Origin of the sequence: Brevundimonas sp. UBA7506 (assembly GCF_002479495.1) — a bacterium.
Lineage (GTDB): Bacteria > Pseudomonadota > Alphaproteobacteria > Caulobacterales > Caulobacteraceae > Brevundimonas.
In genome coordinates this window covers 181,402-193,891 of record NZ_DLNQ01000008.1, presented here as the reverse complement: position 1 = coordinate 193,891, position 12,490 = coordinate 181,402, and the positions used below count along the sequence as shown (strand labels likewise).

Here is a 12,490-nt window from a genome sequence, read left to right as displayed (position 1 = left end):
GGGAGAAGGTGGCCTGCGGAGCAGGTCGGATGAGGGGTGTCAGCGCAGAGGCTCGCCATGGAAAAACCGTCCGACCGAAACCGCGCCTTCGCTCGTCGTTCGCGCGGGGCGATGACCGACGCCGAGACCGAACTCTGGCGGTTGCTGCGCGACCGGCGACTGCACAGCATCAAGTTTCGACGCCAGGTCCCCATCGGCCCGTATGTGGCGGACTTCGCCTGTCATGCGTTGAAGTTGATTGTCGAGGCCGACGGCGGTGTCCATCGTCTGCGGGACGAAGTAGACGCGAACCGGGACGCCTGGTTGGCCGAGGCGGGCTATACGGTTCTGCGGTTCGACAACTCCATGATCCTGAGGAACCCCAACCTCGTGTTCGACGCGGTGCGCCGACATGTCGAAGGGCGCCGCTCACACCCCTCATCCGTCTCGCTGCGCGAGCCACCTTCTCCCTCAAGGGGAGAAGGGGAGTTTGATCCAGAACAAGGCTGGACGGGGCCGGGGTGACGCATCGGTCGCGCCCGGCTAAACCTCCCGCAAGGGAGAAACCACATGACGCGATCCAACGCGCCCGCCTATCAGACCGGCTTCGCCAACCACTTCGCCACCGAGGCCGTCGAGGGCGCGCTGCCGGTCGGCCGCAACTCGCCGCAGCGTCCAGCCCTGGGCCTCTATGCCGAGCAGTTGTCGGGCGCGGCCTTCACCGCCCCGCGCGACCATAATCTGCGCAGCTGGCTCTACCGTCTGCGGCCCTCGGCGCAACATGGACCTTATCAGCCGTTCGAGCAGGGCCGCGTCCGTTCCGGCCCCTTCACCGAGACTCCGCCCAATCCCAACCGCATGCGCTGGGACCCGCTGACCATGCCCGATCAGCCGACCGACTGGGTCGAGGGCCTGACCACCTACGGCGGCAATGGCGACGCCGATTCCGGGACGGGGGTGGGCATCCACCTCTATGTCGCCAACCGCTCGATGGTCGATCGCGTCTTCTATTCCGCCGACGGCGAGCTGCTGATCGTGCCGCAGCAGGGGAGCCACCGCTTCGTCACCGAGATGGGCGTCATCGAGGCGGCGCCGGGCCACGTGGTCGTCATCCCGCGCGGCGTCCGCTTCCGCGTCGAGGTGGATGGCCCCAATGGCAGCGAAGTGCGCGGCTATGTCTGCGAGAACTACGGCGCGCCCTTCCGCCTGCCGGACCTCGGCCCCATCGGCTCCAACGGCCTGGCCAATCCGCGTGACTTCGAGACCCCCGTCGCCTGGTTCGAGGACGTGGATCGTCCGACCCAGTGCGTGCAGAAATACGGCGGCCTGCTGTGGGCCACGACCTTCGATCACAGCCCGCTGGACGTGGTCGGCTGGCACGGCAACTACGCCCCCTATCGCTATGACACCGCGCGCTTCAACACCATTGGCACGGTCAGCTTCGATCACCCGGACCCGTCGATCTTCACCGTCCTGACCTCGCATTCGGACACGCCCGGCACGGCCAACTGCGACTTCGTCATCTTCCCGCCGCGCTGGATGGTGGCCGAGGACACCTTCCGTCCGCCCTGGTTCCACCGCAACGTCATGAGCGAGTTCATGGGGCTGATCTTCGGCGAATACGACGCCAAGGCGGGCGGCTTCGCCCCCGGCGGGGCCTCCCTGCACAACCGCATGAGCGGCCACGGCCCGGATCAGGCCAGCTGGAACGGGGCCACAAAGGCCGAGCTCAAGCCGATGAAGATCGAGAACACCCTGGCCTTCATGTTCGAGACGCGGATGCCGATCCGCACCACGGCCTGGGCCGAACAGACGCCCCTGATGCAGCTCGACTACGACGACTGCTGGACCGGGTTTGAAAAAGGACAGATCGCATGAAGCTGAAAGGCCTTCTCTTCGCCGCCGGTTTGGCCCTGGCCGCCTGTACGCCGACCCCTGCGCCGCAGCCGGTCGTGCCGACCGCCGAGGCGCCGGAGCCGCCGCCGACCATGAGCATCAGCACTTCGTCCTGCTCGTCGCGGGGCGGCGAGATGCGGCAGGTCGGTCGAGCCCAGACCTGGCAGTGCGTGGTCAAATACGCTGACGCCGGCAAGCGCTGCACCGACGCCTCGCAGTGCGAGGGTCAGTGCGAGATCGCAGGCAACAGCGGCCTTGCCCCCGGCGCCCGCGCGGTCGGTCAATGTCAGGTCGACAGCAACCGCTTCGGCTGCCGCACCACCGTCAAGGACGGCAAGGCCGAGGCGACGCTCTGCATCGACTGATGTCGGCGAAGACAAACACGGCGCATGAAAAAGCCCCCGTCGCGATCGCGGCGGGGGCTTAGTCGTTGCGGTCGGCTTAGTGGGCCGGCGCCGGCGGGGTGGTGCTCGGCGAGGTGTTCGGCGTGTTCGAGGTGGTCATGCCGCCGTCGGCGTTGCCGGCCTGCTGCTCGATGCGGTCGGCTTCGGCGTTCAGGGCCTGTTCCTGGGCTTCGTTCGGGGTCGCGGCGGCCTGGGCTTCCAGAGCGTCAGCCTTTTGCTCGGCGGCCTTGTCGGCGGCGCTTTCACCGCAGGCGGCCAGACCGGCGACGGCGACGATGGAAGCGGCGGCGAGAACGAGTTTACGCATGGTGTTCCTCCAAGTGATTGAACCGGACCAACGCCTCGGCCTCACTATCGGTTCACGCCGCCGTGATCATTTTTCAACCGGCCTCCTTGAAGGCCACCCGCGCCGCACCCAGAAGCGCCGCCTGCTTGTGCAGGATCACCTTGGTCGGGATGGCCTGCATATAGGGCTGGAACCGGCCCTTGCGCTCAAACCGTTCGCGGAAGGGGCTGGCCTTGAGGAAGGGCAGGATGCGCGGGGCTATGCCCCCGGCGATATAGATTCCGCCGCGCGCGCCCATGGTCAGGGCCACGTCTCCGGCCACGGCCCCGAGGATGGCGCAGAACCGCGCCAGGGTGGCGCCGCAGGGGCTGTTCATGTCCTCCAGCGCGGCTTGGGTGATCTCGGCCGGGTCGTCGATATGGGTTTCGCGCCCGTCGATCTCGGCGAGGGCGCGATGCATGTTCAGCAGGCCCGGTCCGCAGATCAGGCGCTCGATCGACACCCGGTCGTAGCGTCGACGCAGGATGCGCAGGATCTCGTCCTCGACCGCGTCGCCGGGCGCGAAACAGGCGTGGCCGCCCTCGCTGGGCAGGGCGATCTCGCGACCGTGGCTGTCGCGCGCCAGGGCCGAGACGCCGAAGCCGGTGCCGGGACCGAGCACGGCGATGGCGGCTTCATGCTGGCCTTCCGTCGGACCGCCCAGCGCCGCCAACTGGTCTTCCGGCACGACGGGGGCGCCCCAGGCCAGGGCCTCGAAGTCGTTGATCAGCCTGACCGGGTTCAGGCTCAGGGTCTGAAGCTCGCCCTCCGACACCCGCCACGGCGAATTGGTCAGATCGATGGCCCCGTCGGTCACCGGTCCGGCCACGGCGATGACCCCGCCCGACGGCTTGACGTCGCAACCGTCGAGAAAGGCCTTCACCCCGCCGAGGAAGGTCGGATGCTCAGAGGCCGGGAAGCTCTGGTGATGCTCCAGCTCCGGGCGGCCGTCGATCATGCGGGCCAGGGCGAAGCGGGCGTTGGTGCCGCCGACGTCTCCGACGAGAAGAATCTTGTCGTTCATGGGCGGTCTCCTGGTGATCAATGATGCGGATCAGGCGTCCACCGTCCGGTCCACGATATTGGGATTGGGCGGCGTGTCGGTGTGGCCGTCGGCGCCTATGGGAACAGTAAAGCAGACCGTCGCTCCCTGTTCCGCCGTGGTCACGACCTGGCGGAAGGCGCCGAACAGTTCGCGGCCATAACCCCAGGAAGCGCCCTCGGCGTGGGCCTGCGATCGCCGCGCCGCCGGGCGCGCCTTCAGATCGATCCCGCCGACGGTGGTCAGCATCCCGGCTTCGGGGTCCAGACGGATGATGTCGCCGTCCTTGACGTGGGCCAGAGGACCGCCCGCCAGGGCCTCGGGCGAGACGTGGATGGCGGCGGGGGTCTTGCCGCTGGCGCCGGACATGCGGCCGTCGGTGACGAAGGCGACCTTGAAGCCCTTGTCCTGCAAGACGCCCAGCGCCGGCGACAGGGAGTGCAGTTCCGGCATGCCGTTGGCCTTTGGCCCCTGGAAGCGCAGCACCACCACCACGTCGCGGTTCAGCTTGCCGTCCTTGAAGGCCTGCAGGGCGTCTTCCTGGGTCTCGAACACGGCGGCGGGGGCCTCGACGATGCGGTTCTCGGGCTTGACCGCCGAGATCTTGATCACCGCCCGGCCGAGGTCGCCCTGTACCAGCCTCAGGCCCCCCTCGCGGTCGAAGGGATCGGAGGCGGGACGCAGGATGTCGCGGTCCAGGCTTTCGGCGACCCCGTCGCGCCAGACCAGTTCGCCGTCCACCAGCGACGGCTCCTGGAAATAGGCCTCCAGGCCGTGACCCATGATGGTCACGACGTCCGTGTGCAGATTGCCCGCCTGCGCCAGTTCGCGCGTGACGAAGGCCACGCCGCCCGCCGCCTGGAAGGCGTTCACGTCGGCCGAGCCGTTGGGATAGACCCGCGCCAGCAGCGGCGTCACCGAGGACAGCTGGTCCATGTCGGTCCAGTCGATCAGCACCCCGGCGGCGCGCGCCATGGCGACCAGATGGATGGCGTGGTTGGTCGAGCCGCCGGTGGCCAGCAGGGCCACGATCATGTTGACGATCGACTTCTCGCTGATGACGTCGGCCATGCGGCCTTCGCCTGACCGGGCCAGCTCGACCGCGCGCTTCGCCGCCGCCGCCGTCAGGGCGTCGCGCAGGCCGGTGTCGGGGTGGACGAAGGCGGTCGAGGGCATGTGCAGGCCCGCGATCTCCATCATCATCTGGTTGGAGTTGGCCGTGCCGTAGAAGGTGCAGGTGCCGGGCGAGTGGTAGCTGCCGATCTCGCTTTGCAGCAGGGTGGTGCGGTCCACCAGGCCTTGGGCGTATTCGGCCCGGACGCGGGCCTTCTCGGCATTGGGAATGCCCGAGGGCATGGGCCCCGCAGGCGCGAACACGACCGGCAGATGGCCGAAGGCCAGCGCCCCCATGAAGAGGCCCGGCACGATCTTGTCGCAGACGCCCAGCATCATGGCGGCGTCAAAGGCGTCGTGGGTGAGGGCCACGCCCGTCGCCATGGCGATGGCGTCGCGGCTGAACAGCGACAACTCCATGCCGGGGCGGCCCTGGGTGACGCCGTCGCACATGGCCGGGGTGCCGCCCGCCACCTGGGCCGTGGCGCCCACCTCGCGCACCGCCTTGCGGATCACGTCGGGGAAGCGCTCGAACGGCTGATGCGCCGACAGCATGTCGTTGTAGGCGGTGACCACCCCGACATTGGGCTTCGATCCGTCCATGGCCGTCAGCTTGTCGGCGATGGTCTGGCCGGCAAACGCATGGGCCCAGTTGGCGCAGGACAGCTTGGCGCGCCCGGCGCCGCTGTCGCGAGCGGCGTCCATGCGACGCAGATAGTCGGCGCGGGTGGCGCGGCTGCGTTCGACGATGCGGGCGGTGACCTCGGCCACCACGGCGTTCAGGGCCATCAGACGGCCTCCGTCCAAAGCACTTCGAGGGGAACCCCGGCCGCGATCATGGCGGCGATGGGATGGATGCGCGGATCGCCCGCCGCCTCGCGCTCGAACACGGCGCGCTTCTTCGCTCCGGTCAGGGCCAGCACCACCCGTCCGGCCTCGGCCAGATAGGGCAGGTTGATCGACAGGCGTTCCTGCGGCGGCGCCATGCCGTCGCGGCCCGGCGGCACGCCATAGACGGCGGGCTTAAGGTCCGGCGTCAGCAGGGTCTTCAGCGTCGGGCTTTCGGGGAACATGGAACAGATGTGCCCGTCCTCGCCCATGCCCAGCAGGACGGCGTCCAGGCGACCGCCCTCAGCCGCCAGCGCTTTCGACGCCTCGGCGGCGGCGCGATCCACGGTGACCGAGGGGGCGTAGAGCGGCAGGAAACGCGCGGATGCGGCTAGGCCGTTCAGCAGGGTCCGCTTCATCAGCGCCGCGTTCGAGTCTGGAGAGGTCTCGGGCACATAGCGCTCGTCCACCAGCGTCGCCGTGACCTTCGACCAGTCCAGATCGGCTTCGGCCAATCGGGCGTAGATGGGCGAAGGGGTCGACCCGCCCGCGCCCGCGAAGACCGCACGACCCTCGGCGGCGACCCCCTTGGCCAGGGCTCCGCCCAGCCGCGCGGCGGCGGCCTCGGCCCAGGCGGCGGCGTCGGGGAAGGCTTCGATCGTGGTCATCAGATCCTCCCGCTCATCCCCGCGGAGGCGGGGACCCAGTGAGAGCCGCACGCACGACTCTTGAATCGAAACGGCGAGAGGCTCTTGCCGATGCGGACGGGGCCAAAGGACTGGGTCCCCGCTTCCGCGGGGATGAGCGGATGGTGATCATTCATCGCGCGTGTTCCACTTGCGCCCGGTCCGCGACAGCAGCAGGTCCGCCGCCTCCGGGCCCCAGGTTCCGGCCTCATAGGCCCGCGGCTTGAAGCCCGCGCCTTCCCAGGCCTCGGACACCTCGTCCACCCACTTCCACGCCTGCTCGGCCTCGTCGCGGCGCACGAACAGGGTGCTGTCGCCGTGCATGGCGTCCAGCAGCAGGCGCTCATAGGCGATGCGGCGACGCGGCGGCGCGGCGCCCTTGCCGTCCACGCCCCAGGACAGGCTCATCTTGATCGGCTGCAGCTGCATCCGCTGATCCAGCCCGGGCTTCTTGTTCATCACCGACAGCGAGATGTCTTCCTCGGGCTGCAACTCGATGACCAGGCGGTTGTCATAGATGTCGCCGCGCTCGCCGTGGCCGAAGATGGAGTGCGGCACGGGCTTGAACTGGATGACGATCTCGGTGCGCTTCTCGGGCAGGCGCTTGCCGGTGCGCATGAAGAAGGGCACGCCCGCCCAGCGCCAGTTGTCGATGTCGGCGCGGATGGCGACGAAGGTCTCGGTGTCCGACGCCTGGCCGCGCTCTTCCTGATAGGCCTTGGCCGGCTTGCCCTCGCTGGTCCCGGCTACGTACTGGCCGCGCACGGTGACGCGCTCGGCTTCTTCCGGCGTGATGGGGCGAAGGCTGCGCAGCACCTTGACCTTCTCGTTGCGCACCGAGTCCGGGTCGAGGTCGCTGGGCGGCTCCATGGCCACCAGGCACAGCAGCTGCAGCATGTGGTTCTGCAACATGTCCCGCAGGGCGCCGTACTCGTCGTAATAGGGCCAGCGGTCGCCGACCCCGACCGTCTCGCCGACCGTGATCTGGACGTGGTCGACCGTGAGGTTGTTCCACAGAGGCTCGAAGATGGTGTTGCCGAACCGCAGGGCGATCAGGTTCTGCACTGTCTCCTTGCCCAGGTAGTGGTCGATGCGGAACACCTGCCGCTCGTCAAAGGCGTGGGCCACGGCGTCGTCGATCTCGAGGAAGCTTTCCAGATCGCGTCCGACCGGCTTTTCCAGCACGATACGGCAGTTCTTCTCGGCCAGACCCGCCGCCTTCATCGCCGTGACGATGCGGCCATACAGGGACGGCGACACCGCCAGGAAGGAGGTCGTCTCGCCGTCGCCCGCCTTGGCCTTCAGCCCCCTCAGGCTCTCGGGATCGGTGGCGTCCACGGCCAGATAGTCGAGGCGTGATTTCATCCGCGCCCAGCTGGCTTCGTCCCAGGCGTCGTCGGCCTCGGCCTTGGCCTTCACCGCCTCATGGACCTTGGCCACATAGGCCTCGGCGCTTTCGGCCGAACGGGCCGCACCGATGATCTTCAGCCCCTCGGGCAGCAGGCCGTCGTGGTCGAGGAAATAGAGCGAAGGCAACAGCATCCGCATGGCGAGGTCGCCGCCTCCGCCGAACAGAATGAGAGCCGCCATGCGCGCTTTTCCTCCGTGGCCCCGGCCTGCGGGGGTTGTCCTAAGGTCTAGCTATCGTCCTTGGCCGGTTGCGCGCGGCGCGCCAAGACGTCGAGGACGTCCTGAAACACCATGTTACGCGCATGGAGCAGGACCAGCAGGTGATAGATCAAATCCGCCGACTCGCTGGCGAGTTCCGCCTCGTCGCCCGCCGCCCCGGCCAGGGCCGTCTCCACGCCCTCTTCGCCGACCTTCTGCGCGGCGCGTTTGGGGCCCTGGGCGATCAGGCGGGCGGTCCAGCTGTCATTGGGATCGGCCTGGGCGCGGACATGAATGGTGCGCTCCAGACGACCGATGCGGCCCAGCCCCGGCGCGTCCTCGTCGCCGAAGCAGCTGATCCGGTTCAGGTGGCAGGCGTTGCCGACGGGGCGGACCTTCACCACCACGGCGTCGCCGTCGCAATCTGGCGTCACCGACACCACATTCAGGAAGTCGCCCGAGGTCTCGCCCTTCCTCCACCGCCCGCCGCGTGAGCGCGAGAAGAAGGTGGCCTGTCCGCTGTCCAGCGTCTCGCGCAGCGCCGCCTCGTCCATATAGGCCAGGGTCAGCACCTGCAGGGTGTCAGCGTCCTGAACCACGGCGGGGATCAGGCCGTCGCCCTTCTTGAAGTCCAGTTGGGCGAAGTCGATCTTGGAAATATCGAGGGTCATGCGTTTGATCCGCTCATCCCCGCGGAGGCGGGGACCCAGGTTTGAGCCATCGGACGGACGGCGGCCTTGTTCGCGAAACCCAAGGCGTGGCGTTCGTCGCCAAAGCACTGGGTCCCCGCCTCCGCGGGGATGAGCGGAAGGAGGCAGGTCATATCCTCACCTCCACCCCGACCTGATCGAGGTAATGCTTGAGATCGGGAATCGCGATCGCGCCGGAGTGGAAGACGCTGGCGGCCAGGGCCCCCGACACGTCCGCCTGCTGGAACACGTCGCGGAAATGTTCGACCGCCCCGGCCCCGCCCGAGGCGACCAGCGGAATGGTCAGCCGCCGCCGCGCCTCGGCCAGTTGGGCGATGTCATAGCCGCGCCGCACCCCGTCCTGATCGATGCAGTTCAGCACGATCTCCCCGGCGCCGAGACCTTGCGCCTCGACGATCCAGTCCATGGTCAGCTTGCCGGCGCCGCGTCGGGCGTTCGGATCGCCGGTGTATTTGTGCACCCGCCACTCGCCGTCCTGAAAGGCGCTGTCGACGCCGACGACGACGCATTGCCGGCCCAGCCGCTGGGCCATCTCGCCGATCAGGTCGGGGCGCTCCAGGGCGGGGGAGTTGATCGACACCTTGTCAGCCCCATGATCCAGACAGCGCGCCGCCTGTTCCACCGTGCGGATGCCGCCCGCGACGCAGAAAGGGATGTCCAGCAGCCGGGCGATGTCCTGCACCCAGCCATAGTCCAGCGTCCGCCCCTCGGGGCTGGCCGTGATGTCGTAGAAGACCAGTTCGTCGGCGCCCTGATCGCGATAGCGCGCGGCCAGTTCGGCGGCGTCGCCCATGTCGACGTGCCCCTCGAAGCGCACGCCCTTGACCACCCGCCCGTCCTTGACGTCCAGGCAGGGGATGATGCGCCTAGCGGTCATTGGCCGACACGGGGGCCATGTTCGCGGCCTGGATGGCCTCGGCCACGGTGAAGCGACCGGCATAGAGGGCGCGGCCGGTAATGGCCCCGGCGCAGCCTATGGCCTTGGCGGTGATCAGGTCGTCCAGGCTGGCGATCCCGCCCGAGGCCTGAATCTCCAGCTCGGGGCGCCGTGCGATGGCCTCGGACAAAAGCTCCCGGTTCAGACCGGTCAGGGCGCCGTCGCGCTCGACGTCCGTGATCAGGATATGGCGCAGCATTCCAGCCGGATAGCGATCCAGCACGCTCCACAGATCCACGCCCGACGACTGGGTCCAGCCCTTCAGGGCGGGCACGGGCAGGCCGTTCTCGCTTCTGACGTCCAGGGCCAGGGCGATGGCCTCGGGGCCGAATTGCTCCAGCCATTTCAGCACCTGATCCGTGTCGGTGACGGCCAGCGACCCGACGACGACGCGGGCGATCCCGGCCCCCAGCAGGTGCTCGATATCCCTCTCCGAACGGACGCCGCCGCCGGACTGGACCTTGATGTCCACGGCCCGGGCCATGTCGCCGATCAGCTCATACTGGCGCGCTTCGCCCGCCTTGGCCCCGTCCAGGTCGATGACGTGGATCCACTCGGCCCCCTCGGCGGTAAAGGCGGCCATCCGGTTGGCGGGATGGGCGTCGTAGCGGGTCACGTGATTGAAATCGCCGTGCAACAGGCGAACCGCATGGCCGTCGATCAGGTCAATGGCGGGATAGATGATCACGCGGGCAGCTCCAGGAAGTTCTTCAAGATACGCGCACCAGCCTTGGCCGACCGTTCCGGGTGGAACTGACAGCCCCAGCGGTTGCCCATGTTGACCACGGCGGGCACAGCCAGACCATAGTCGGCGGCCGCGATCGTCGCCGGACCGTCGGGGCAGACGAAGCCGTGGACGAAATAGGCCCAGTCGCCGTCCTTGATCCCCTCCAGTAACGGATCGGGACGACGGATGGTCAGCCGGCTCCAGCCCATGTGCGGCGAGGGTCGCGACGGCGCGGGCGCAATGGCCTCGACGCGGCCGGGGATCAGCCCCAGCAGGTCGGCGCCCCCATCCTCGGCGCTGGTCTCGAACAGCAGTTGCTGGCCCAGGCAGACGCCCAGCAGAGGCCGCTTGAACCGTCGCAGCGGCTCGACCAGCCCCAGGGCGTTCAACCGCTGCATGGCGTAACCCGCCGCCCCGACGCCGGGCAGGATGACCCGCTCGGCTTCATCGAGGTCCGCCGGGTCGGCGGTGATCCGCACCCGCGCGCCCAGCCGCTCCAGCGCGAACCGCACCGAGGCGACATTGCCCGAGCCGTAACCGATGAGAGTGACGTTGCTCATGAGCCGGTTCCGATCCTCCCCTGTCGCAAGGCGACGGGGGAGGGGGACCATGCGCAGCATGGTGGAGGGGGCGAGATCGGGGCGCGGCGCACGGGGTTTGCCCCCTCCACCGCTGCGCGGTCCCCCTCCCCCGCTCCGCAGGGGAGGATCAAGGCTGCGGCGCCCATCACAGCACCCCCTTGGTGCTCGGCACCACGTCGCCCTCGACGCGGATGGCTTGCCTCAGCGCCCTGCCCAGGGCCTTGAACACGGCCTCGGTCTTGTGGTGGTCGTCGTCGCCGGTGACCGTGACATGGATGGCCGCGCCGAGGTTCTCGGCCAGCGAGCGGATGACGTGGGCCGTCAGATCGGTGCGGTAGTCGCCGATGAAGGGGGTGGCGAAGGTCCCCTCGAACACCGGATAGGGACGGCCCGACAGGTCGATGGAGACCGCCGCATTGGCCTCGTCCATCGGCAGGACGAAGCCATAGCGGGCGATGCCCTTCCTCTCGCCCAGCGCCTGTTTCAGCGCCTGGCCCAGGGCGATGGCGCTGTCCTCAATGGTGTGGTGCGGATCGGTGTGCAGGTCGCCCTCGCACGACAGGCGGATCGAGAACCCGCCGTGCGCCGCCACCTGTTCGATCATGTGGTCGAAGAAGCCGACCCCGGTTTCGATCTTCACCGGCCCGGCGCTGTCCAGATCGACGGCGCAGACGATGCGCGTCTCTTTCGTATCGCGCACGGCCTGTCCGACGCGGGTGCGACGGACTTTTGGAGCGGCGGCGCCGAGGGCCACCAGCAGCCGGTCGTTGACCTCGGGCTTCAGGGAGACGGGCAGGCGCACCCGCTCGCCGGCTTCATCGGCGTCGAGACCAAAGCGTCGCAGGTCGGCGATGACCGCCGCCGGATCGGACGGCCGGGCGATGATCACCGGCCCGACCCCGGCCTCCAGCGGCATCAGCCGCGACAGGGCCTCGACCACACGGGCGCGCTCGCGGCGCACGCTGCTGATGCGCTCGGCGGTCTCGATCATCCGCGACGGGTCCAGGGCCTGAAGCGCCAGCCGCACCGAGACCTCGGGCAGGGCGTAGGGCTCCATCACGTCCGCCAGCCGGGCCAGGGTCTGAGCCTGCGCCACCGCCGCGCCCACCCGCGCCCCGGCCAGGCCATAGGCCAGGGACAGGCTGCGCAGCACGATCAGGTTGGCGTGGTCCTTCACCGCGCTGGCGGCGGATGCGACTTCCGCGAACTCGACCAGACCCTCGTCCACCACCAGCAGAGCCGGGGCCACCCGCTCGGCCATCTCGGCCACGGCCTCGGGCGAACCGAGGGCGCGGATGACCACGGCGGCGGTCTCGGCGTCGTCTGCAGGCCGGGCGTAGAGCGCCGCCAGCCCCAGATAGGGTTCGGCCTCGGGCGCCTGCACCTTCAAGCCGTCGCGGGCGGCCAGTCGCCAGACCAGCTCCAGCCCGTGCGTCAGGCCGCGCACCGGCAGCACCTGTTCGGCGGCGACGCCGTAGAGGTCGGCCATTCGGGCGCCGAGCGCGGTCGGGTCGGCCGGATAGCGGTCCAGACCCTCGCCGCCGGACACCAGAGGCGGATAGGGGGCGGGCAGGCTCACTTGCGATCCTCCCCTGCAAAGCGGGGGAGGGGGGCCATGCGCAGCATGGTGGAGGGGGCGGAAACGGACATGACG

Annotated in this window: 13 protein-coding genes; 3 read left to right on the top strand and 10 right to left on the bottom strand. The window is 69.0% G+C overall.

Going from position 1 to position 12,490, the window contains the following annotated elements:
- Window positions 1-57 precede the first annotated feature (57 nt).
- From B3K53_RS08390 to B3K53_RS08380, 3 genes are read left to right on the top strand one after another with little or no spacing between them, the layout of a single operon-like run.
- The gene (locus B3K53_RS08390; RefSeq protein ID WP_313101439.1) at window positions 58-504 is read left to right on the top strand and encodes an endonuclease domain-containing protein; all 447 of its coding nucleotides are present in this window, start codon (window positions 58-60) and stop codon (window positions 502-504) included.
- A 45-nt stretch (window positions 505-549) separates the two neighbouring features.
- Complete coding sequence (gene hmgA / locus B3K53_RS08385) at window positions 550-1,857, top strand: homogentisate 1,2-dioxygenase (RefSeq protein WP_292083752.1); 1,308 nt, start codon at window positions 550-552, stop codon at window positions 1,855-1,857.
- Window positions 1,854-2,240 (top strand): hypothetical protein, encoded by a 387-nt coding sequence (locus B3K53_RS08380; RefSeq protein WP_292083751.1) that lies wholly within the window; start codon window positions 1,854-1,856, stop codon window positions 2,238-2,240. The genes hmgA and B3K53_RS08380 overlap by 4 nt, the downstream gene beginning before the upstream one ends.
- A 76-nt stretch (window positions 2,241-2,316) precedes the next feature.
- Here the strand turns inward: B3K53_RS08380 and B3K53_RS08375 are convergent, their stop codons facing one another.
- The 10 genes from B3K53_RS08375 to hisB form a co-directional block, all read right to left on the bottom strand.
- Window positions 2,317-2,586: a hypothetical protein gene (locus B3K53_RS08375; protein WP_292083750.1), complete on the bottom strand. Its 270-nt coding sequence runs from the start codon at window positions 2,584-2,586 to the stop codon at window positions 2,317-2,319.
- Window positions 2,587-2,659: 73 nt separating this feature from the next.
- Complete coding sequence (glk, locus tag B3K53_RS08370) at window positions 2,660-3,628, bottom strand: glucokinase (protein WP_292083748.1); 969 nt, start codon at window positions 3,626-3,628, stop codon at window positions 2,660-2,662.
- A 30-nt stretch (window positions 3,629-3,658) separates the two neighbouring features.
- Window positions 3,659-5,548: a phosphogluconate dehydratase gene (gene edd, locus B3K53_RS08365; protein WP_292083747.1), complete on the bottom strand. Its 1,890-nt coding sequence runs from the start codon at window positions 5,546-5,548 to the stop codon at window positions 3,659-3,661.
- Complete coding sequence (pgl, locus tag B3K53_RS08360) at window positions 5,548-6,255, bottom strand: 6-phosphogluconolactonase (RefSeq protein WP_292083746.1); 708 nt, start codon at window positions 6,253-6,255, stop codon at window positions 5,548-5,550. Before pgl ends, edd begins: the two co-directional genes overlap by 1 nt.
- Window positions 6,256-6,402: 147 nt before the next feature.
- Complete coding sequence (zwf, locus tag B3K53_RS08355; protein ID WP_292083745.1) at window positions 6,403-7,863, bottom strand: glucose-6-phosphate dehydrogenase; 1,461 nt, start codon at window positions 7,861-7,863, stop codon at window positions 6,403-6,405.
- 47 nt (window positions 7,864-7,910) lie between these two features.
- Complete coding sequence (gene hisIE / locus B3K53_RS08350) at window positions 7,911-8,552, bottom strand: bifunctional phosphoribosyl-AMP cyclohydrolase/phosphoribosyl-ATP diphosphatase HisIE (RefSeq protein WP_292083744.1); 642 nt, start codon at window positions 8,550-8,552, stop codon at window positions 7,911-7,913.
- 148 nt (window positions 8,553-8,700) lie between these two features.
- Window positions 8,701-9,468 carry an imidazole glycerol phosphate synthase subunit HisF gene (gene hisF, locus B3K53_RS08345; protein ID WP_292083743.1) on the bottom strand — a complete coding sequence of 256 codons (768 nt, stop codon included), beginning with the start codon at window positions 9,466-9,468 and terminating at the stop codon, window positions 8,701-8,703.
- The gene (gene hisA / locus B3K53_RS08340) at window positions 9,458-10,216 is read right to left on the bottom strand and encodes a 1-(5-phosphoribosyl)-5-[(5-phosphoribosylamino)methylideneamino]imidazole-4-carboxamide isomerase (RefSeq protein ID WP_292083742.1); all 759 of its coding nucleotides are present in this window, start codon (window positions 10,214-10,216) and stop codon (window positions 9,458-9,460) included. The genes hisF and hisA overlap by 11 nt, the downstream gene beginning before the upstream one ends.
- Window positions 10,213-10,815: an imidazole glycerol phosphate synthase subunit HisH gene (gene hisH, locus B3K53_RS08335; RefSeq protein ID WP_292083741.1), complete on the bottom strand. Its 603-nt coding sequence runs from the start codon at window positions 10,813-10,815 to the stop codon at window positions 10,213-10,215. The genes hisA and hisH overlap by 4 nt, the downstream gene beginning before the upstream one ends.
- Before the next feature lie 166 nt (window positions 10,816-10,981).
- Window positions 10,982-12,415, bottom strand: coding sequence for an imidazoleglycerol-phosphate dehydratase HisB (gene hisB, locus B3K53_RS08330; protein WP_292083740.1), 1,434 nt, complete (start codon window positions 12,413-12,415; stop codon window positions 10,982-10,984).
- Between the last annotated feature and the right edge of the window lie 75 nt (window positions 12,416-12,490).